Origin of the sequence: Candidatus Avedoeria danica, from assembly GCA_016703025.1 — a bacterium.
Taxonomy (GTDB): domain Bacteria; phylum Chloroflexota; class Anaerolineae; order Epilineales; family Epilineaceae; genus Avedoeria; species Avedoeria danica.
In genome coordinates this window covers 855,540-877,076 of record JADJCV010000004.1, presented here as the reverse complement: position 1 = coordinate 877,076, position 21,537 = coordinate 855,540, and the positions used below count along the sequence as shown (strand labels likewise).

Sequence of the window (21,537 nt, the reverse complement as noted above, 5' to 3'; positions counted from 1 at the left end):
CCGTCCAGCGGATGACCTTCCACGTCAGTACGCGTCCAGTTCGATGAGCCGATCGTCGTCGATGCCGAAGACGTGAGCGATCTCATGCAGGACCGTTCGCCGGACCTCGGCGCGCAGCTCGGCCTCCGATCGGCTGCGCGCCAGCAGCGGCAGCCGGAACAGCGTCACGCGGTCCGGGAGGCGGCCGCCGTAGTCCGACGGGCGGGCGGTGCGCGGTGTACCCTCGTACAGCCCGAGGAGGGCATCGGCATGTCGGACGCCGTTCTCCGCAAGCTGCCGCGGCGACGGCCGGTCCTCGACGATGAACTCGACATTGTCGAGCGCACCCCGAAACCGGTCCGGAAGGCCGTCGATGACCTCGGCCACGAGCGTGGCGAACCGTCGCTGATCGAGTCGCATTGCCGTCCATTCTAGTACTCCACCACTGAACATGCTCGTGGCGGCCACCAGAGTAGGGAACCCCTAGAATCCACAGTGGTGGAGTCCTAGCCCCAACCGAGTCCGTTCCCGCGGTGCCGCGCTCGTTCGAACCGCCGGCAAGCCGTGTCCGCCGCAGCGTCGCGACGTTGACGGCTAAGGGAGCGGGTGGCACCGTATCGCCACAGGACGCGACGTCGTCCTATCGTTCGATCAAGCCGATTGCGCGTCCGTCGATCAGGGCCACCCCCGCATCCAGGTCCGGACCGGCGCCATGAGCGGCTCGCACGAGGAGTCCCGCCACCGTGTTCGCCCCCCAGAACTTCGACCACGAACCGGCGCGCGACGGCGCACCCGACCGCGCCGTCGGCAGATCACGCGTGCGGCCGGGCGGGCGTGCGCCGCACATGGCCGCCATCGCAGTGCTGCTGGCCCTCGGCTCGGCCTCGCTGGCAGGCGTCGCGATCACGTTCACGCGCACCGCGGTCCCGTCGGCTGACGCGGCGGCGCTGCGCCCGCAGCGCCGCGCCGGGTTGCAGCAGGTGGCCGGTACGACGTGCATCACCCCCGATCGGGACGCCACCGTCGACTCCGAGCGGCCGACGGAGACACTCGGGGCGGAGTCCTTCCTCCGGGTGGCGCGCGGCCGCGCCGTCCCGCCGACGCAGCGCATCGGCTACTTCCACTTCCCGACCTCGACGCTGCCGAGCCCGATCGAGCTCGTCAGCGCATCGCTGCGGCTGATCCTCGAGGACAGTGCGGGCATTCCGCCGTTCAGCCAGTCCGTCCATGCCGTCACCGGCGGCTGGGACGAGCACCTGATCACGTGGAGCAACCGACCGCGCGTGACGGGCGCGCTCGTCAACACGGCCTTCGGCGGGCAGACGATCACGGTCACGGCCGATGTGTCGCTGCTCGTCCGGAACTGGCTGGACGGCACATGGCCCAACCATGGCCTGACGTTGGAGCCGGACAGCGACTTCGACGAAGTCTGGTTCTACGCCCGCGAGTACGAGGACCCGCCGCACCCGCCGGTCCTGTGCGTCGAGTGGCGGCTGCCCACGGCGACGCCCGACCCGACGGACACGCCCGACCTCCGTCCGACCGCGACACCGACGCTGCGCCCGAGCGACACGCCGCGCATCCCGACCGACACGGCCACGCCCATGCCGACGGACACCCCGCGCGGATCCACCGCGACCGCAACGGCCACGCCGCTCGACACGCCGACGAACGGCGCAACCTTCACGGCGACACCGGCGCCGTCGCGTACGACGGCGCCGAGCGCCACGCCCACTGTGCCGCCAACCGGCACCGCTGGCGGCCCGCCGACCGCAACGCCGACCGAGGGCGCCTCCGCCCTCGATCTCAAGGTGACCGACCCCGGCGACGAACCGGACAGCACGCCCGGCGACGGGTTCTGCCGGACGTCGTCCGGCCGGTGCACGCTGCGCGCCGCGCTCGGCGAGGCGGGGCGCAACGGCGCGGCCGACGTGCGAATCTCGTTCGATCCACGCGTGTCGACCATTTCGGTGTCCGCCGCCCTGCCGCTGCCGTCCATCCAGCGCGACAACGTCAGCATCGATGGTGCGCTCTCCGCGAGCGAGCGCCGTCTTGGCGATCTGCCGGTCAGCGGCGCTGACCACTTGGCCCGCAGCATTGACATAGGTCCGCTCGGCCTCACCCAGTCCACGTCGATGGTTCGGCTCATCGGCAGCGCGAGCGGACCGCCGTCCTCGGTGGCCGGCCTCGTGCTCGACGGCGCGCGCGGCATCGTGGTCGACGGACTCGTGATCGAGGGCTTCCATGTCGGCATCGCGGTCGTCAACCGAACGACAGGCGTTGCGATCGGTGCGACGGGCAGCGGCGCCCAAGGGAATCGCCTCGTGCGCAACACGTTCGGATTGGCCGTCGACGCATCGTCGACCGACGTCGTGGTGGACGGCAACGCATTCGAGCGGAACCTCGAGGTCGGCGCGTTCCTGGCACGGACCGCCGGGGGCCGCGTTCGGCTGACGGCCAACCGCTTCGCGAACAACCGCAGCGCTGCGATCGGCGTCGGCCCGGGCGGCGCCGAGACCGCGCCGCCCGTCGTGACGGGCGTCGAGGGCCGCGTCGGCATCGTCACGGGCACGGCTTGCGCCGGCTGCCGCGTCGAGCTGTTCGCCGATCCGGGGGTGCAGGCCGCGCGGGTGCTGGATGCATCGGCAACGGCCGACAGCACCGGGCGTTGGATGATCCGCGGCCTCGTCTTCCTGCCGGCGGACACGAACGTCACCGCCACGGCCACCCAAGCCGGCGACACGAGCCGTCTCTCGGCCGCGTTCCCGACGATCGCCGGGGTCGCCTGGACGCTGAGCGAGCGCCCCGGCGCCTCGCCCGGCGCGCTGCGCAACCGCCAACTCGTCCGCCGCTACGTGCTGCGCGACGAGAGGCGGACGCCCGTGCCGAGCGCGTTCCTGCGGTTCGTCGACGACGACCTCGGCATGTCGTTCCCGGTCCGCAACGGGATCGTCGATGTCAGCGTGCCGGTCGAGCTGGCCGCCGCGCTGTTCAGCCGCAAGCTGCACACCAGCCTCGAGGCCGTCGAGCTGCCGAACGGCCCGAACGGGGCGATGGAGCGCCACAGCGTGCGCTGGTCCCCGAACCTGGCGGTGGCGGTGGCCCAGCCGGATGCCCGCCCAGGGGACGTCCTGTTCGACATCCTCGGCCTCGGCCCGCTCGGCCTCGGCGCACGGCATCGGCTGGCGACAGCGCTGTCAGCCGCTTCGAGCCACGCGGCGGCCATGCCCTCGCCGGCCAACGTCGACGACGGCGGCCCGGCCGGCGGACAGGGCGTGGCGCCGTTCACCGCGCTGCAGGGCAACGCGGACGCGTACGCGGCGGCATACATCGGGGCGCCGGCCGAGCTGCGCGAGGGGCCGTACGCGTGGACGCAGAACATCGCCGCCGGCGGCGGGATCTACCAGCTCGAGGCCGGTTCGGTGGCGGTCGCCGGTCCCTTGGAGATCGTGGCGCCGGTGGAAGCGTACAACGCTGCCGGGGCTGCCAGCGGCTGTCCGGGCAGCTCCGGCGGCGCGGTGATCTGCGGCTGGAAGGAGATGGGGCGATGCTGGGTGCCGGTGCCCGGCTCCTCCGCCGCCGCCCCCGCCCCGGGTGCGAGCACCTTCATCGCGTCGGCGGAAGTGTCGCTGCCGCCGGGCAGCGGGGCGGCGAGTGGAGCACGGGTGGACGGCCTGGCGCAGACCGTCGAGCCGTTGACGATCTACACCGTCGGCTTCGACGTGACGGCGCCGGCGTACACCGCGACGCTGGCGAACGGGATGCGCGTGATCGGCCTGCTGCCGCCTGACCTCGGCGCCGCGACGGACGACCGGTCCGGCGTCGACGCGGACGGCGGTGTGGTGGTCACACTGGCCAACGCGATGATCCCGGTGCGCTACGACGCCGACCGGCGGCGGATCTATGTCACGGATCGAACGATTCCGGACGAGGTTCCGGATGGACCGGCCGAGCTTTCCGTCCGGATCAACGACGGCTTCTGCAACGCGACGTCGGCGACGTTCGCCGTCCTCGTCGTCCGCGGCTCGCAGATCCACCTGCCGCACAGCTGCAAGCGGTGCACGATGCGGCCGTAGGCGCTCGGCATACCCAGCCGTTTCGCCGTCACGCTGCGTCCGTGCACCTGGGTTCGCGCCGTCGAACGCTGCGGCCCTACGTCTGAATCGCCGCCCTGGCCTTCGCCGCGTCCGTGCGGGCGCGGGCGGCGGACTTCTCGTCGCCGAGCGTCGCCCAAGCGCCGGCAAGTTCGTCGAGCACATCGGCCGCGTCGGACGTGTTCTTCGTCGCCCTGAAGATGGCCAGCGCCTCGCTGAATCGCGCCGTCGCCGCGCCGATGTCGCCCCGCTCCTTGGCCAGGTAGCCGAGGTTGTGGAGCGTCATCCCCTCACCATCCCGCTCGCCTGCCGCGCGGTAGAGTCGAAGCGCGTCCATCAGCAGCGGCTCGACGGCGTCCAGTTCGCCGTGCATGCCGCGCATGACCGCCTGTGAGGTCAACGTCGCCGCCTGTCCGATGAGATCACCGGCGTCCCGGTACAACGCCAGCGCGTTCTCGAAACTGCGGTGCGCGTCAGCCGGGCGCTCCGCCAAGCGACAGGCGCGCGCGACACCAAGCCATGCGTTGGCGGCCGCTGCCCGGTCGCCCAGGGCGTCGAGGAGGCGGACGGCCTCGCGGAACGGCTGTTCGGCGTCCGCACCGGACTTGGCCATCACGAGCGCGTTGCCGAGATTCACGAGCGCATCGGCCCGCGCATGGCGGTCGTCGCCGGCGGTGGCCAGCGCCGCGCGGGCCTCGCTCTCGGCCGCCGCCGCGTCGCCGACGCGCTGCGCCAGCCACGAGCGGCGGAAGTGGACGTAGCTGATCGCCGCATCATCCAAGCGCGCCGCCAGGTGGGCCATGGCTTCAAGGTCGGCGCGCTGCTGATCGCGCCTGGCCGCCGTGTCGAGCGCCAGCTCGCGGCCACGGAGAAGCTGAAACGCAGCCCGTGTCGCCGTGACGTCGTCCGGGAGGCCGGCGGCGCCTGCGCGCTCGGCCGCCGGAATGTCGCCTCCGGCGCCGGCGCCGCCCCAGAGGTCGATCGCCCTGTTGTAGAACGCCACAGCGGTGGCGTTGGCATAGACCTCGCGCTCGCGGTCGCCGGCGGCCCCCAAGTGCAGTGCCGCGGACAACGGCCGTGCGGCCGCCAGGCAGTGCTCGCCGATCTGGGCGGCGTACTCCGGATAGCGGTCGCCGGAGGCCGTGAACAGCCAGTCGGCGGCCTTGGCATGCAGCGCGGGGCGTTGTCGCTTGAGCAACGATGCATAGGCCGCGTCGCGCAGCAGCGCGTGCTTGAAGAGGAACTCCCGCTCGCCGACGAAACTCGATCGCCCGCGGGCAAACAAGAGGCCGTTGTGCCGCAGGGCGTCCAGGTCGCTCTCGGGCACAGCGTCCGTGGCGCTGAGCGCCTCGATGGCGCCGGACCAGAACTCGCGGCCGACGACGGACGCCAGCTGGAGAAGCCGCTTCTGCGCGGCCGTCAGCGCGTCGAGGTGCGCCTGCAGCATTCCCGCCAGCGTCGTCGGCACCTCGCCGCCGTCGAGGGCCGTCGCATCGACGACCCAGCCGCCCGAAGCGGAGCGCGTCAGGATCTGACGCATGAGGAGCATGTGGACGAGCTCCTCGACGTAGTACGGGTTCCCTTCCCCTCGCTCGAGGACGAACGCCCGGATCTCGGCGGGCACCTGTGCGTCGGAGTCGAGCAGCGTCCGGAGCAGCCCCTCGAGCGCGACGGCCGACAGCTGCGCCAAGTCGAGACGGCTGTGGGCCGCCTCGCCCTCGCCCCAATGCGGTCGGCGGGTATACAGGCCGGCACGCGCGTTGCCGAGGACGAAGACCGGTCGGTCCACCAGGTCGTCGACGATGCGCGGCAGCGCGTCGAGCGAGGCATCGTCCGCCCAGTGAAGGTCTTCGAGCACGAGGACGAGCGGCGCACGCGCCGCCAACATTCCGAGCAGCGTGGCCAGGGCGGTCAAGGCGCGTTCAGCGAGGCCGCGCGGATCGGGCCCGGCGGCTTCGCTGAGGACGAGGGCGCTGAGGTCACGCCCGGAACGCTCGACGTCGATCGCCGGCGCGCCGGCGAGGTCGGCGGCGACGGCATCGGCCAGGCGACGCCGGCGCTCCGCGCGCGTGCCGCCGCGGGCATCGACGTCGCCGTAGCGCTGCAGAAGGAGGTCCCGCAGCAAGCTGTAGGCATCGGCGGCCTGCTCGAGGGCGCGCGCGCGCAGCACGGTCGGCGTCGGCGAAGTCGACTCGAGGGCCTCGACGAACGCCTGTGTGAGGCGGGACTTGCCGATGCCTGCCTCGCCGACGACGGTCACCCATGCCAGCCGATTCGACGCGACGACCTCACCATAGCGCGACACGAGCTGCGCAAGCTCGACGTCCCGTCCGACCATCGGCGTCACCCGACCTGCCAGACCGCGCGTGGACGCACCCGGAGCCGGCGCCGCGCCGGACACCCGATACGCCGCAACGGGCTGCGCCTTGCCCTTGAGATCGAGTTCGCCGACGAACTCGAGCGCGACGGCGTGCCGCAGCAGCTCAGCCGTCGCCGCGCTGACGAACACCTCGTCCGGTCCGGCCGCGCCCTGCATCCGGGCCGCCGTGTTCGCCGCGTCGCCCATCGTCGTGTACTCACTGAACACGTCGCCGCCGACTTGGCCGACGACGACGAGGCCGCTGTTCAACCCGACACGAACCTGCAGCTGCGGTCCGCCTTCCGCGGCGAGCGATTCGGACAACGCGCCAACGTGGTCGCGGATCGCCAGCGCGGCGCGAATCGCCCGCAGCGGGTCGTCCTCGTGGCTGATCGGCGCCCCGAAGAAGGCGAGCATGCCGTCGCCCATCAACCGGCCGACCGTCCCCCCCGCACCCTCGACCGCACGCGTCATCTCCGCCAGGGCACGGCTCATCAGCTCCGCCAAGTCCTCGGGATCGAACTGCTCACCGAGGACGGTCGAGCCGACGATGTCGGCGAAGAGGATCGTGACCATGCGCCGCTCGGCTCCGGCGTCCATCGACTCCGCCGGGACATCCGTCGGCGGGGCGGGCGCGTTGTCCGTCGGCGGGTCCGCGGCAACGGGCGCGCCGCAGCTGAAGCAGAACCGGGCGCCGCCGACGAGCTCGGTGCCGCACGTGCCGCAGCGCAGATGCAACGCTTGGCCGCAACCGGCACAGAACTTCGCGTTGGGCGGGTTGGCGAAACCGCAAGCTGTGCAGTTCAACGAGGGCGTCCAGTGACCGGTGGCTCGAGGGCGGAGTATACTCCCGCGCCGCGCCGGGCGTCCCCCGACCGCAACCCTTTGTCCGCCGCGACCCGACCGAGGACGATGGATGTTCGATTTGGATTGGGTGGCCATCGCCGCCGCTGTGTCGATCGGGCTGTTGATCGGTGTGCTGCTCGGTCCGCTGCGGCGCCGCCCGCTGGCGCAGAAGGCGCTCGGCAGCGTGTGGCTGGCGCTCGCCTGGCTGGCGGTCGTGCTCATCGTCCGCGGCGACGTGAGCCTGAGCGCACCTGAGCAATCGTTCAGCAAGGCCATCCTGATCTTCCTGTCGTGCAACGCCGCGTTCCAGGTCATCGATCTCGTTGTTTGGGACGTGGTCCTGAACCGGCGCATGGTGCGCGGGCGGCAAGTGTCACGGCTCGTCATGCACGTGGTCGGCGGGCTGGCATTGCTCGGGGCAGCGATGCTGGCGCTCTACAACCAGTTCCCCGACCAAGCGCGCGGCATCCTCGTTACGTCGACCGTCGTTTCCGCGGTCCTCGGCTTGGCGCTGCAGGACGTCCTTGGCAACGTGATCGGCGGCCTGGCCCTCGAGTTCGAGGCGCCGTTCCACATCGGCGACTGGGTGCGCATCGGCGACGTGGACGGTGAGGTCGCCGGCATGAACTGGCGCACGACGGCGATCCGGACGCGCGACAACCACATCGTCTACCTGACGAACGGCAGCGTCGCCAAGATGGACGTCGTGAACCTCTATCGGCCCGAACGCGCCGAGGCATGCGACCTGTTCATCGGTGTGGCCTACGATCACGCGCCGGGCGAAGTGCGAGAGGTGCTTCTAGCGGCCGTCCGAGCGACACCGGGCGTCCTGGCCGAGCCGTCGCCCTATGTCTTCGTGCACGAGTTCGGCGACTTCGCGATCGTCTACCGTTTGCGGCTGTGGTTCGACGATCACTGGGCGCTGCCCCGCACCCGCGACGGCGTGATGACCCGCGCCTGGTACCACCTGCAGCGCAACGGCATGGGCATCCCGTTCCCGATCCGCGACGTCCGACTGACGGCGGTGCCGGCCGACGCGGCGGATCTGCGGGCCGCCAAGGCAGGGCAGGCCGTGATCGCCGCGCTCACGCCGATCGATCTGTTCGCCGAACTCGACGCGGAACAGGTCGCACGGTTGGCCGCGGCCAGCCGGCGCGTGACGTTTGCGCGCGGCGAGCGATTGTTCCGCCAGGGCGATGTCGGCGGGCCGCTCTTTGTCATCGAACGAGGACGCGTGCGCGTTGACGTCGCCGGCGAGGACGGCGACGTCGTCACGGTGGCGCAACGCTCGGCCGGCGAGCACTTCGGCGAGCTGGGCGTCCTGACCGGCGCACCCCGCACGGCGACGATCGTTGCCGAGGAAGAGACTGTGCTCATCGAAGTGGACCACGCCGCGTTCGCCGGCCTGCTGCGCACCGATCCGGTTGTCGCCGAGCGCTTGGCGCGGGTCGTGGCGCAGCGGGCCGAAGAGACGACGGCCCAGTTGGCGGCGGCCCGTCCGGCGGCGGACGAGCCGCGGGCCGTCGCGTCGCTCCTCGCACGGATCCGGCATGTGTTCGGCATCGGCTAATCTGATGCGATGGGCGTCGGAGCGGTCCGCTGTCGGCGCCGTGTCCGTCCGACGCCCGGTGAAGTGTTTTACGGACGGGGCGCCATGCGTCGCGCCGACCCAAGGAGGTTAGGATGATCCACGGACGAAGAATTCGATGCGCGCTCGTGGCGGTGTGCGGTCTGGCGTTGACCGCCCAGAACGGCCTGGCGGCGCCCGGTCCGACCGGAACCTCGCTCGGGCAACCGTCTGAGATCGGCGGCCGAGCCGGCTTCGAGATCCGCAACCAGGCGGACAGCGGCGCACCTTTCGGTGTCCCCGACGAGCACCACGCCGCTCTCGCCGCGGGGGTGCCGCGACCGATCGTCTACTCGAGGGGACATGATGGCGGGCGGGCACCGCACGCCTTTCCGGAAGGACGCGAGCTGGCGACCGCGGCGCAGCGTGAATCCGTCGGGCGCAAGGGTGCCCAGCCGATGTCGAGCGCACGCCTGGCGCAAGCGCCGGGCGACTGCACCCCGGCGGAGTTGGCGGGCGGGACGACGAACGGCCAGCTGGCGGACGGGGACTGCCGGTGGGGCCAGCTGACCGGCTTGCCGGATGTCTCCCTCGTCGACGTCTTCCGGCTGCGGCTACCGGCACGGCAGCGCGTGCGACTGAACGGCCAGAGCACGGCGTTCGAGACGCTGCTCAGCCTGCGCGACGCGCGCTACGGGCCGATAGTCGACCGGGCGGCCGCGGCCGCAGGTCAGTCCGCCGCCATCGACCTCGTGCTGCCGGCCGGCACATATCTCTTGTTCGTCACGAACGCGGGCAGCGGCCCGGTCGCGACGGGCGCTTACAGCCTGTCGGTCACACTGTCGGCCGAGGACGCGCCGACCGGGTGCGTGCCGGTCGTGATGGCCGGCGACGGAACGGTGGCCGGCAACCTCGGTGCGTCCGGTTGCCTTGGATATGACTACTTTCCGCGCCGATGGTTCACCGGGGACGCTGCCCTGTACACGGTCCAGTTGCCATCCGCCGGCGTCCTCGCACTGAGCGTGGCCGCGACGGGCCACGTGCCGCCGCGCCTGGCCGTGCTGACCCGCACCGGCTTGACGACGATCGACGCGACGTTCACCGAGAGCAATCCGGCGGCGCTGACGGAGCTCAGCGTGCACCTGCCTGCGGGCCACTTCCTGATCCTGGTGTATGCGGACGGCGCCGACCAGGCGGGCGCGTTCACCTTGACCTCGTCCTTCGCGCCGCAGTCCGCCGCTTGCCAGCCGCAGCCGGCCGCGCTGAACACCGACATCGTGGCGACGTTGGACAACGACTGCCGTTTGGCCTACCTGAACAACGGCAGCTACTTCAACAACGCCGCCGACGTCCATGCGCTGACGATCCCACAGGACGGCACGGTGACGATCGGGCTCGAGACCCGCGGCTTCAACGGCCAAATGTACATCCTCGACGAGCTGAACCAGGCGATCGTCGACGGTTGGGTCGATGACGGGTTCATGGCGAAGCTGCCGCCTGGGCGGTTCCTCGTGGCCGTGTTCGCAGAGTCGTCCGCCGTTGGCGGCTACACGTTGCGGATCGACTTCGAGCCGCTCGGCAAGGCGTGCCAGGTGCAGCCGCTGGGCTGGAACAGTCCGGTCGACGGCACGATCGACGCCACGGACTGCGCGGTCTTCGAGTTCAACGAGATCCTGCCGTACGATCGCGGGTTGGACGTATTCGTCCTCGACGTTCCGGTGCGCGGCGAGATCGAGATCACGCTGACCTCGACGGCGATCGACCCCTATCTCATGCTGTTCGGCGGACCGACCGCCGCCGGCGGTGGGCTGGGCTACTTCCTGCCATCCAACGACGACATCGACTCCATCCGCGACACGAACGCGCGCCTCAGGTTCCCGATCTGGCCGGGTCGCTACCTCGTTGCAGCGCTGGACTCACCGTTCGCGGACGTCAAGTCGACGGGCGCGTACCGCCTCGCGGCGACGTTCACGCCCGTTGCGGCGCCCGTCTGCGAGACCGCGGTTCTCGGTCTGAACGCGGAGCTGCCCGCCGAGTTGTCGGGCACGGAGTGCCGCGCGTTCGATCGTGATCCGACGCGCTACTCCGTCTCGCACCAGGACCGGTACCGCATCGACGTCCCATCCGCCGGCGTCCTGACGATCCTCATGACCGCGCCGTCGTTCTCCCCCCGCATCCAGCTGGCGATCGGACCGTACGGCGATCCCATCGGTGCGGACGCCGACCCGGAGCAGGTGGGTCACCAAGCGCTGCTGCAGTTCGAGGCCGAGCCCGGCACGTACTGGCTCGATGCCGAGGCCGTCGTCCGGACACGAGCCGTCACGGGCGCGTACACGCTCCAGACGACGTTCCAGCCGCGTCCGACATGCGCAGCCGTCACCGACCTGGATCCGCTGCCGGCCGACCGCACCGGCCAGATCACCGTCGAAGACTGCGTGCTCGGCGACCCGCCGCTGCTCGCCCAGCTCATGTCGGCCGTCGATTACTACCGGATCACGCTCAAGGAGGTCGGCGCGCTGACGATCGACATGTCCTCGACCACGATCGACCCGGCCCTCTACCTGATCGACGCGCGCTGGGAGATCATCGACGCGAACGCCAACATCGACGAGCTCGACGCGAACAGCCAGCTGCACTACGACCAGATTCGGCCGGGCACGTACTACATCGGCGCGATCTCGACGGATCCGGGTCAGTTCGGCCCGTACCTGCTGCGCGTGAACTTCGAGCCGTCGCCGCTCGACGTGCCGACGGCCGGCCCCGGGGCCAGCGCGACGCCGACCACGCCCGAGCCGACGTCGCCGTCGCCGACGCCGACCGGCGAACCGAGCCAGGATCACACGATCTACCTGCCGTTCAGCACACGGCTGAAGTAGGCCGTCCGACAGCGGACGGCCACCGGCAGATCGCGGCAGGGGCGCAGCGACGTTGCGCCCCTGCCGCCGCCGGGCCGACAGGTCCCGGCCAGGGATCGACGGCTGTTCGACGGATCAGCGCGCTCCGAGCATCGCCTGCACCGCGGCGCGCTCCTCGAGCAGCTCCGCGCCCGTGGCTGCCAGCTTGGCCCGGTCGAAATCGGTGAGCGCGAGGTCGCCGACGACCTCGTAGCGGCCACCGGCGATGCGGACGGGATAGCTGAAGATGACGCCGGACGGCGTGCCGTAAGCACCCGTCGACGGGACCGCCATGCTCGTCCAATCGCCGTCCGCCGTGCCGGCGTGCCACGTCCGGACATGGTGGATGCACGCGTTCGCGGCGCTCGCCGCGCTCGACTGACCGCGGGCCTCGATGACGGCCGCGCCTCGCTGCTGGACGGTCGGGATGAAGGCGTCCTTCAGCCAGGCGTCGTCGTCGATCACAGCCGGCGCCGGTCGGCCCTGGATCGTGGCGTGGAACGCATCGGGGTACTGCGTCGAACTGTGGTTGCCCCAGATCGTGACCTGCCGCACCTCCGCCACGTGAACGCCCGCCTTGGCGGCCAGCTGGCTCGCGGCGCGGTTGTGGTCGAGGCGGGTCATCGCCGTGAAGCGTTCGGCCGGGACGTCAGGCGCCGAATGCATGGCGATGAGCGCATTCGTGTTCGCCGGGTTACCGACGGTGACGACGCGCACGTCCGACGCGGCCGCCGCGTTCAGCGCCGCGCCCTGGCCGACGAAGATCTTGCCGTTCGCCTCGAGCAAGTCCTTGCGCTCCATCCCCGCCGACCTCGGCCGCGCGCCGACGAGCAGCGCCCAGTTCACGCGATCGAACGCCGTCCGCGCGTCGTCCGTCAGCACGATGCCGTGCAGCAGCGGAAAGGCGCAGTCGTCCAACTCCATCGCAACCCCTTCGAGCGCGCGCAGCGCCGGGGTGATCTCCAGCAGCTGGACGATCACGGGCTGGTCCGGCCCGAACAGGTCGCCGTTGGCGATCCGATAGACCAGGGCATAGCCGATGTTGCCTGCGGCGCCGGTCACGGCGACGCGAATGGGCGTCTTCATGCAGTCCTCCTGACAGCAATCGACCCGGCCGACAAGGGGGGCCGGGCGCGCGGCGCAGGATAGGACCGTTGGACGAGGCGGTCAACGATCCGCCGCGGCCGGACCGTGCGCGTCGCACGTCGCGGGGACGACCGCGCGCCGACGGCCGTTGCCCGCGCGGGCGGCTGTGTTATCGTTCGCCGCGCGCCAGCCGCACCGAGGCCGAACCGCCGTTACGGAGAGCCCACAATGCACGCCGTCACCCAGGGCCGGGTTGGCCGCATGCTCGATGCGATCGGGCTCGACACGCCGACCGCGCGTGCATGGGCGATGTACGACTGGGCGAACTCGGCGTATGCGACGACCGTCGCTGCGGCGGTGTTCCCGATCTACTTCGTGCGCGTGGCCGGCGCCGGTCTGCCGGAGGGGCGCGCCTACACGATCTGGACACTGACGAACGGTTTGGCTCTGGCCGTCAGCGCTCTCATGGGTCCGCTGCTCGGCGCCGTGGCCGACCGGCTCGGCATGACGCGGCGCTTCCTGTTCGGCTTCGCCGCGCTCGGCATCGGGACGAGCGCCCTGCTCGCGCTGGTCGGACAGGGCGAATGGCGACTCGGCGCCTTCCTGTTCTCGCTCAGCCTGATCGGATTCTCGAGCGCCAATGTCTTCTACGACGCATTGCTGACGAGCGTCACGACGCCGGACAAGTCGGACCGCCTATCCGCCGCCGGCTACGCGATGGGCTACCTGGGCGGCGGGCTGCTGCTCGTGCTGAACGTCCTCATGCTCCGCTTCCCGCAGTCGTTCGGACTGGCGGCCGGCAGCGCGGCCGAGGCGCTCGACGCGCCGGCCACGCGCTGGGGCTTCGTGGCGGTCGCCGTCTGGTGGTTCGTCTTCACGCTGCCGTTGTGGCGCACCGTCCGCTCGCCGGAAGACGATGCCGTGCGCGCGGCCGGGGTGCAGCCGGGATCGATCGGCGATGTCGTGGCCGGTGGGCTGCGACAGCTTGCGGCGACGCTGCGCACCGCGCCGCGCCACCGCGACCTCTTCCTCTTCCTCGTCGCGTTCTGGCTGTTCTCGGACGGCATCGGCACGTTCCAGAAGCAGGCGGCCGCCTACGGGTCCGAGATCGGGCTGAGCGCGATCGGGATCATCGGCGCGCTCGTCATGACGCAGTTCGCCGGAGTGCCGTTCAGCTTCGCCTTCGGCCTGTTGGCACGGCGCATCGGAGCGCGCCGCTCCCTGTTCATCGGGCTGTGGGCGTTCACGCTCATCAGCTTCCTCGCCCGCTTCGTCACGCTGTCTTGGCACTTCTACGCCCTCGCGTTCGGCGTGGCGATGGTTCAGGGCGGCACGCAGGCGCTGAGCCGCTCCCTGTTCGCCAGCCTCGTGCCCCACGGCAAGAGCGCCGAGTTCTTTGCGTTCTTCAGCGTCAGCTCCAAGTTCGCCGGCGTCCTCGGACCGCTCCTCATCGGGCTCATCAGCCTGTCCGGCGTCGCCGCCCGCGAGTCGATCGTCGTGCTCGTCGTCCTGTTCCTGGCCGGCATCGCCGTCCTGACGCGGGTGGACTTCGCCCGCGGGCGCCAGGCGGCGCTCGACGCCGCGTTGTGACGCGCGGCGCCGCCGCCGACGCGGATCATCTGCCGACCCCCCGCATCGCCCGTGCAACGTTTGCCCGCCATCCACCCGGCGCGTAGCATCCACCCTCGGTCGGGGTCACCCGGCCGCGTCTTGCCGGGAATCGTGGAGGGTGCAGGCCGTGGCCAAGCCGAGAGCGCTGATCGAATGCGTCCCGAACTTCAGCGAGGGTCGCGACCCGGCCAGGATCGAGCGGATCGCCGACGCGATTCGCAGCGTCGAGGGCGTCCGGCTGTTGGACACCGACCCCGGTCAATCGACGAACCGGACGGTCATGACGTTCGTCGGTGCGCCCGAGGCCGTCGTCGAGGCGGCATACCGCGCGATTCGGACGGCGGCCGAGGCCATCGACCTGCGGCGGCACACCGGCGAACACCCGCGCATGGGCGCGACGGACGTCTGCCCGCTCGTGCCGATCAGCGGCATCGACATGGCCGAGACGGCCGAGTGGGCGCGGCGGCTCGGCCGGCGCGTCGGCGACGAGCTCGGCATTCCGGTGTACCTCTACGAAGCCGCGGCGTCCCGGCCCGAGCGCCGAAACCTGGCCACGATCCGCGCCGGCGAGTTCGAGGGCTTGGGCGAGAAGATGGCCGACCCGGACTGGGCGCCCGATTTCGGCCCTTCGTCGCCGCACCCGACCGCCGGCGCCACCGTCATCGGCGCGCGGGACTTCCTGGTGGCATACAACGTCAACTTGAACACAACGTCCACGCGCCGCGCGAACGCCGTGGCGTTCGACGTGCGCGAGCAAGGGCGCGTCGTCAACGACCCGACGACGGGCAAGCCGGCCGTTGACGCGTCCGGTGAGCCGCTCCGCGAGCCGGGACGGCTGAAGGGCGTCAAGGGCATCGGCTGGTTCATTCCGGAGTACGGCATCGCCCAGGTCTCGTTGAACCTGACCGACCTGGCCGCGACGCCGCTCCACGTCGCGTTCGACGCCGCCTGCGAAGCAGCCGCGGCGCGCGGCCTGCGCGTGACCGGCTCCGAGCTCATCGGCCTCATCCCGCTCGATGCGCTGCTGGCGGCGGGGCGACACTACCTCGCCAAGCAGTCGCGCAGCCTCGGCGTGGACGACCGGGCGCTCGTGCACATCGCCGTGAAGTCGCTTGGGCTCGACGACCTTGCGCCCTTCGATCCGCGGGCCAAGATCATCGAGTATGCCCTGGCGCGGCCGGACGACGAGCGGCTCGTGCGCCTGACCGTGCGGGATCTCGTGGCTGAGGCGGCGTCGGAGTCGCCGGCGCCGGGCGGCGGGTCGGTGGCCGGGGTCGTCGGTGCGCTCGGGGCAGCGATGGGCGCGATGGTCGCGAACCTCTCGGCCGGCAAGCGCGGCTGGGACGACCGCTGGGCGATGTTCTCCGGCTGGGCGGAGCGCGGCCAGGCAGCGGCCAAGGAGCTGCTCTGGCTCGTCGACGAGGACACGCGCGCTTTCGACGACCTGTTGGCGGCCATGCGCATGCCCAAGGACGATGCCGCAGCCGTCGCCGCCCGCGCGGCCGCCGTCGAGGCAGCCACGCAGCGGGCCATCGTCGTACCGCTGTCCGTCATCCGCACCGCGCTCGGCTCGATGGATCTCATGCTCGAGATGGCCGCCATCGGGCTGCCGAGCTCGATTTCGGATGCCGGCGTCGGTGCGCTGTGCGCCCGGACGGCCGTGCGGGCCGCGGCGCTGAACGTCCGGATCAATGCGCCGGGGCTGACCGACGCCGCGTTCGCCGCCGCCGCGCTGGCCGAGGCCGCCGCGGCCGAGGCGGCGGCCGCCGAGCGCGAGATCGAGACGCTGCGGCGCGTCGAAGCGTCGATCCAGGGCACGACGGGTGGCTGACGCCGCCGCGGCCGCGCCGAACGTGTCCGACCTCAACCTCGACGCACGCCTGGAGGCCCAGCTCCGCTTCCTCGTGACCGTCGACGCGCTGAAGCACGTCGAACGCCGCACGTTGACCGCGGACGGCCGCCGCCTGGAGAACAGCGCCGAGCACTCGTGGCACGTCGCCCTCTACGTCCGCGTCCTGGCCGAGCACAGCCCCGAGCCGATCGACGTCGACCGCGTGATCCTCATGGCGCTCCTGCACGACATCGTCGAGATCGACGCCGGCGACACGTTCCTGTACGACGTGGCCGGCCGCGCCGGGCAGGTCGAACGCGAGCGGGCGGCAGCCGATCGCCTGTTCGCCCTGCTGCCCCTCGACCAGTCGACGCTCCTTCGGGCGATCTGGGACGAGTTCTGCGCGGCGGAATCGCCCGAAGCGCGCCTGGCGAACGCGATCGACCGACTGCAGCCGATCCTCCACAACTTCCTGACCGCCGGCGAGCGCTGGCTGGCCCACGGCATCTCGGTCGATCAGGTCCGCACCCTCAACCTGCCCGTGACGGACGACGTGCCGCCCCTCGGAGACGTCGTGCGGCGGATCATCGCCCACGCCGCCGCGGCCGGCTGGCTGGCCGACGGCGACGCGCCGGAACGTTGAACGGCGGGCCGGCGACCGAGGGCGCGCGCGCGGGCCCCGGCGGTGCCGCGGCCGCCGACGGGCCCGATGTCGCCACCGTGGCCCGTACGCCCCGCGGTTGGATCGACCGGCTGCCGCGCGGACGGCCGAGGCGCAATCGCCTCGCGCTCGCCCTCGTCCTGGCGTGCCAGCTCGCACTGGCGACGGTGTACGCCCGCGCGACCCCACCGTGGGAAACACCGGACGAGCAGTGGCACATGGGTTATGTCACGTGGCTGCGTGAAACGCATCGTCTGCCGCCGCTGACGGCCGAGATGCTCGACACGCCGCTGCGCCAGGAGGCCAGCCAGGCGCCGTTGTACTACGTGCTGGCGGCGGCGGCGACGCTGCCGTGGCCGTTCGGTCCGGACGACCTGGCACGCGCGTTCGTCGAGAATCCGACGCGCTTCAAAGGGGTCGGCCTTGCGCCGCGGCAGCACAACTACGCCCTCCACGGCCCGTGGGACGACCCCGCCGTGCCGATCATCCGCGCGCTGCGGGCCGCACGCGCCGTCGCCGCCCTGTTCGGCCTGCTGGCGGCATGGGCGGCGTGGCGGTTGGCGCGCCAGCTTCGACCCGGCCAGCCGTGGTTCGCGGTCGCCGCCGCCGCGTGGGTCGCCTTCACGCCGCAGGTCCTGTTCCTGTCGGGCGCCGCCAGCAACGACTCCGCGGTGGCCGCGCTGGCGACGCTCGCGCTGACCGCGGCCGTCGCGTTCCCGGATCGACCGGGCGACGGCGCGGCGGCGCGGCTCGGGGCATGGTACGGGCTGGCGGCGCTCGCGAAGTCGAGCGCGCTGGCGCTCGGGCCGATCGTGGCGGTGAGCGTCGTGTTCGGTGCCTGGCGCAGCCGATCGTCACGCGGCGTCATGGTCAGCGTGGTGCGCTGGGGAGCGATCTCGCTCGTCGCGGCCATTGCGACGGGCGGCTGGTGGTACATCCGCAACGTCGTCCAGTACGGGACCCTCTTCGGCCGAGCGCTCCACCTGGCGATGCCATGGGCCCACCGCGTGCCGCACAGCCTGGCGCGGCTGGCGCGCGACGATGCGTTCGACCTGCTGTTCATGTCGTACTGGGGCGTGTTCGGCTGGGGCACGGTCCGGTATCCGCGGTGGGTGTACGACGTCGCGCAGTGGGTCGTGGCCGCGGCTGTGCTCGGCGGCGTGCTTACGGGTGCCACGTGGTGGCGCACGCGCCGGGTCGGCGGCGGTGGAGCGGGCGTTGGAGTAGGCGGTGGAACGGGCGGCGCGATGGCCGGCGCTTTGCTCGGCGCGACGAACGGCGGGGAGCGGACGGTTGGCGGGAGCCGTTGGTGGGGGTTTGGGCTGTGCGCGGCCTGGTCGGCCATCACGATCGTGACGCTCGTGGTGTGGATGCGGCAGGTCGAGGCGAACTGGGGGCGGTTGCTGTTCCCGGCTCTGGGTGCGATCACGGTCTTGATCGTGGCGGGCCTGGGGCGGCTCAAGCCGCGCGGCGCGTGGGTGGCCGTGGCGCTCGCCGGCCTCGTCGTGTGGTCCGTGACCGGGCCGGTGATCGCGCTGCGCAGCGCATACGGTCCCCCGCGGTTCCTGTCGGAGAGCGAAGTCCTGGCGCTCGACGACCGGGTCGATTGGCGCATGGGCGACGCCGTCACGCTCCTGTCGTTCACCCCGCTCGAGCCGACGGCGGCGAACCCGGGTTTCTGGCCGGTGCGCCTGTGCTGGCAAGCGATCCGGCGCCCTGATTTCGAGCCGAGCGCGTTCGTCCACCTTGTCGGCGCGGCGGACGCGATCATGGCGAGCTACGACGGCACGCCCGGCGGCGGGACGTGGCCGGGCGGGGCATGGCGGCCCGGGGAGGCGGTGTGCGAGCGGATCGAAGTGGCGATCGGTCAGCCGGAGCAGCCGGTTCCGGCGCCGGCCGTCTACCGTGTGGCCGTCGGCATGTTCGACCGCGACAGCCAGGAGCGTATGGTCACCGTTGACCGGAATGGACAACCGGTGGTCGGCAACTTCGTCGGGCAGGTGAAGGTGCACGGGACCCGCCCGGATCGAACGCCTCGCGACGCCGGTGCGAACATCAGGTTCGGGGACGGCAACGTCGACATTCGGCTGGTCGATCGGTCCGTGCCCGCTTCCGTGTGCGCCGGCAGCCCGCTCACGCTCACGCTCACCCTCGACGTCGAGGCGCCGCCGACGGAGGACTTGCAGCTCATGGTCCACCTGCGTCAGCCGGGCTCGACGACCGCCGCGGCTCAGGCCGACGGCGCGATCGCGCAGCGCGGCCTGCCGTATCCGTCGAGCGCATGGTCGGCCGGCGAGCGATTGGAGGACGTGCGCGCGATCGATCTGCCGGAAGACCTGACGCCCGGCCCGTATGCGATCGCCGTCGGCTTCTATCGCCTGTCCGACGGCACACGCCTGAACGTGCTTGTGGCGGGAACGGAAGTCGCCGATCGGGCGTACGTCCTCGACGATCTTGTCGAAGTGCGGGCCTGTCCATGACGGATGCCACACCCGAGCGGCACCGACCGGCGGTCGGCGCGCGGCTCGATCGCGGTGCGGTCGCAGCGCTGGTCCTGCTGGCCGCGGCGGTTCGCTGCCACGCGCTTGACGCCCAGCCCCTGTGGAGCGACGAGGGCCTCAGCCTTCACCGCGCCGGCCTCGGCTTCCTCGACCTCGTGCGCGGCCGGATCATCGTCGACGGCTTCGCCACGACGGATCCGATGCCGCCGCTCTACTTCCTGGTGCTCGCGGCCGGCCGGGTCGTGCTCGGCGACGGCATCTGGGCCCAGCGTTTTCTCGGCGCCGCGCTCGGCGTGACGGCCGTGCCGCTGGCCTGGGTCGCCGGCCGCCGCCTGTTCGGCCGCCTGGCCGGCATCGCGGCGGCGATCGCCATCACCGCCGCGCCGTTCGTCGTCTGGTACAGCCAGGAGCTCCGTCCGTACGCCGCGCTCGTCCCGTGCGTCCTCGCGCTGACAGCGATTGCGGCCGGCACGGGCGATCCGACCGCACGGGCGTGGCGCTGGGCGGCGGCCGCGGCCGTCGGCGTGCTCGTCCACCCGTTCGTCGGGTTCGTGGCGCTGGCGCAGGCGCCGTTCGTGCTGCCGGCGGCATGGCGGCGGGCGGCGACGCGCGTGCGTTGGGCGGCGGCGGCAATCGCGGGAGCGGCGGCGCTCGTCGCACTGCCGCGGCTGGCCGCGATCCTCGGCGGTCCGACGCAGGTGGACTTCGCGCCGGTGGACGCGTACGTCGTCGTGCGTCAGGCGCTGGCGGCGTTCGCCGTGGGCATCTCGCCGTCGCTGGACCACCCGCTGGCCCGCAGCGCCCCACTGGCGTTGCTGGCGCTCGCCGGCGCCGGCGTCGGCCTCGCGGACCCGCGCACGCGGCGCGGCGCGGCGATGGCGATCGCCGGTCTCGTCCTGCCGATCGTCGGCGTCCTCGGTCTTTCAGCCGTCAACCCGCTCTACAACGGCCCGCGGCACGTCCTGCCGGCGCTGCCCGCCTTCGCGCTCCTCGTCGGCGCGAGCGCCCGGCTGCCGAGCGCGGTCACGCGCTGGTTCGATCGTCGCGGCCGCGCCAAGCCGCGGCCCATCATCGGGCGGACGGCCACCGTCGCGTCCGTCGCCGCACTGCTGGCGGCCGCGACGATGGGCCTGGTCGTGTCGATCGCCCAACTGCAGCGCCAATTCGGCGCATCGGATTATGTCAAGGACGATCTTCGGAGCCTCGTCGCCGACTTGGCGGTCCGCTATGTGCCCGGCGATCGGATCGTCCTGCACGACGCGCTGATCGGCTTCACGTTCGACGCCGAGGCGAAGGCGCTCGGCGTCGCGCTGCCATGGGCCCCGGTGCCCCACTTCCCGAACGAGGATCGGTACGCGGCCGAGGCGCGGCTGCTGGCGATGGCGCCGGCAGCGGGCGGAAGGATCTGGTTCGTCGACCGGCCGATGCCGCGTGGCGGTTTCGAGGGCGAGTCGCTCGTGCAGGCCGCCGACAAGCGATGGGACCTCGTCGAGCGGCGGCAGTACGCGCGCATGTGGCTGCGGGTCGGGCTGCGCGAGTACCGGGTGGGCGGTTGGCCGACGCCGGAATCGTCGCGGGCGGCGGCCGGTGCCATTGCCACGTGGTCGAACGGGCTGGCGTTGAACGACGCGGCATTCGAGCGGCCGACCGTCGCCGCCGGGCAGCGGCTCGGGCTGATGACCCGCTGGCAGCCGCACGCGCCTTTGTCGGGCGAGGTGTTCGTCGAAGTCCGGCTCTGGGACGCGCAGCACGGACAGGCGATCAGCCTCGGCGTGGACCCGTTGCTGCGCGACCGCGACCTCGAAGACACGCCGCCGGAATCGATCGTCGAGATCGCGCTGCGGGCCGGCGTACCGATCGGCACGCCGCCGGGGACGCAAGAGGTTCAGCTCCGGATCCGCACCGCAAGTTCGGGTGTCCCGGCCGTCATCTCAGGCGCGATCGGACCCGGCGAGGACTGGATCGGCGTGACGCGCGTCGACATCGGGCCGCCGGTGCTGGACCCCGCGGCGGTGCGACGGCTGGCGAGGCGGGAGGCGTCGGGATCGGCGACGCAAAGTCCGGTCGGGGGCCCGTGAACCGACGTTCGTCGGCAGGGCTCGCCTTGT

The 21,537-nt window shown here is 71.8% G+C and carries 11 protein-coding genes; 8 read left to right on the top strand and 3 right to left on the bottom strand.

What is annotated here, in order from left to right; genetic code table 11:
* Nucleotides 1-24: 24 nt before the first annotated feature.
* On the bottom strand, nt 25-399 hold the full coding sequence (locus IPG72_06885; GenBank protein ID MBK6768722.1) for a metallopeptidase family protein: 375 nt from the start codon (nt 397-399) through the stop codon (nt 25-27).
* Nucleotides 400-722: 323 nt separating this feature from the next.
* Between IPG72_06885 and IPG72_06880 the strand changes: the two genes are divergently transcribed.
* Nucleotides 723-4,055: a DNRLRE domain-containing protein gene (locus tag IPG72_06880; GenBank protein ID MBK6768721.1), complete on the top strand. Its 3,333-nt coding sequence runs from the start codon at nt 723-725 to the stop codon at nt 4,053-4,055.
* Nucleotides 4,056-4,131: 76 nt separating this feature from the next.
* Here the strand turns inward: IPG72_06880 and IPG72_06875 are convergent, their stop codons facing one another.
* Nucleotides 4,132-7,239 carry an AAA family ATPase gene (locus IPG72_06875; protein ID MBK6768720.1) on the bottom strand — a complete coding sequence of 1,036 codons (3,108 nt, stop codon included), beginning with the start codon at nt 7,237-7,239 and terminating at the stop codon, nt 4,132-4,134.
* Nucleotides 7,240-7,348: 109 nt separating this feature from the next.
* Between IPG72_06875 and IPG72_06870 the strand changes: the two genes are divergently transcribed.
* Both IPG72_06870 and IPG72_06865 read left to right on the top strand, forming a co-directional pair.
* Entirely contained in the window at nt 7,349-8,848 is a 1,500-nt protein-coding gene (locus IPG72_06870) for a mechanosensitive ion channel (protein ID MBK6768719.1), read from the top strand.
* Between the two features lie 113 nt (nt 8,849-8,961).
* On the top strand, nt 8,962-11,721 hold the full coding sequence (locus IPG72_06865) for a PPC domain-containing protein (GenBank protein ID MBK6768718.1): 2,760 nt from the start codon (nt 8,962-8,964) through the stop codon (nt 11,719-11,721).
* Between the two features lie 114 nt (nt 11,722-11,835).
* On the opposite strand, the gene IPG72_06860 is transcribed toward IPG72_06865, so the two are convergent.
* Complete coding sequence (locus tag IPG72_06860; GenBank protein ID MBK6768717.1) at nt 11,836-12,825, bottom strand: malate dehydrogenase; 990 nt, start codon at nt 12,823-12,825, stop codon at nt 11,836-11,838.
* A gap of 228 nt (nt 12,826-13,053) precedes the next feature.
* Between IPG72_06860 and IPG72_06855 the strand changes: the two genes are divergently transcribed.
* The 5 genes from IPG72_06855 (at nt 13,054) to IPG72_06835 (ending at nt 21,507) form a co-directional block, all read left to right on the top strand.
* Nucleotides 13,054-14,415 carry an MFS transporter gene (locus tag IPG72_06855; protein MBK6768716.1) on the top strand — a complete coding sequence of 454 codons (1,362 nt, stop codon included), beginning with the start codon at nt 13,054-13,056 and terminating at the stop codon, nt 14,413-14,415.
* 148 nt (nt 14,416-14,563) lie between these two features.
* The gene (ftcD, locus tag IPG72_06850; protein ID MBK6768715.1) at nt 14,564-16,267 is read left to right on the top strand and encodes a glutamate formimidoyltransferase; all 1,704 of its coding nucleotides are present in this window, start codon (nt 14,564-14,566) and stop codon (nt 16,265-16,267) included.
* Nucleotides 16,268-16,289: 22 nt separating this feature from the next.
* A complete protein-coding gene (locus IPG72_06845) occupies nt 16,290-16,910 on the top strand; it encodes an HD domain-containing protein (GenBank protein ID MBK6768714.1) in 621 nt (206 codons plus the stop codon).
* Between the two features lie 77 nt (nt 16,911-16,987).
* Nucleotides 16,988-19,408, top strand: coding sequence for a hypothetical protein (locus tag IPG72_06840; protein ID MBK6768713.1), 2,421 nt, complete (start codon nt 16,988-16,990; stop codon nt 19,406-19,408).
* A complete protein-coding gene (locus IPG72_06835; GenBank protein MBK6768712.1) occupies nt 19,405-21,507 on the top strand; it encodes a glycosyltransferase family 39 protein in 2,103 nt (700 codons plus the stop codon). The genes IPG72_06840 and IPG72_06835 overlap by 4 nt, the downstream gene beginning before the upstream one ends.
* Nucleotides 21,508-21,537: the final 30 nt, after the last annotated feature.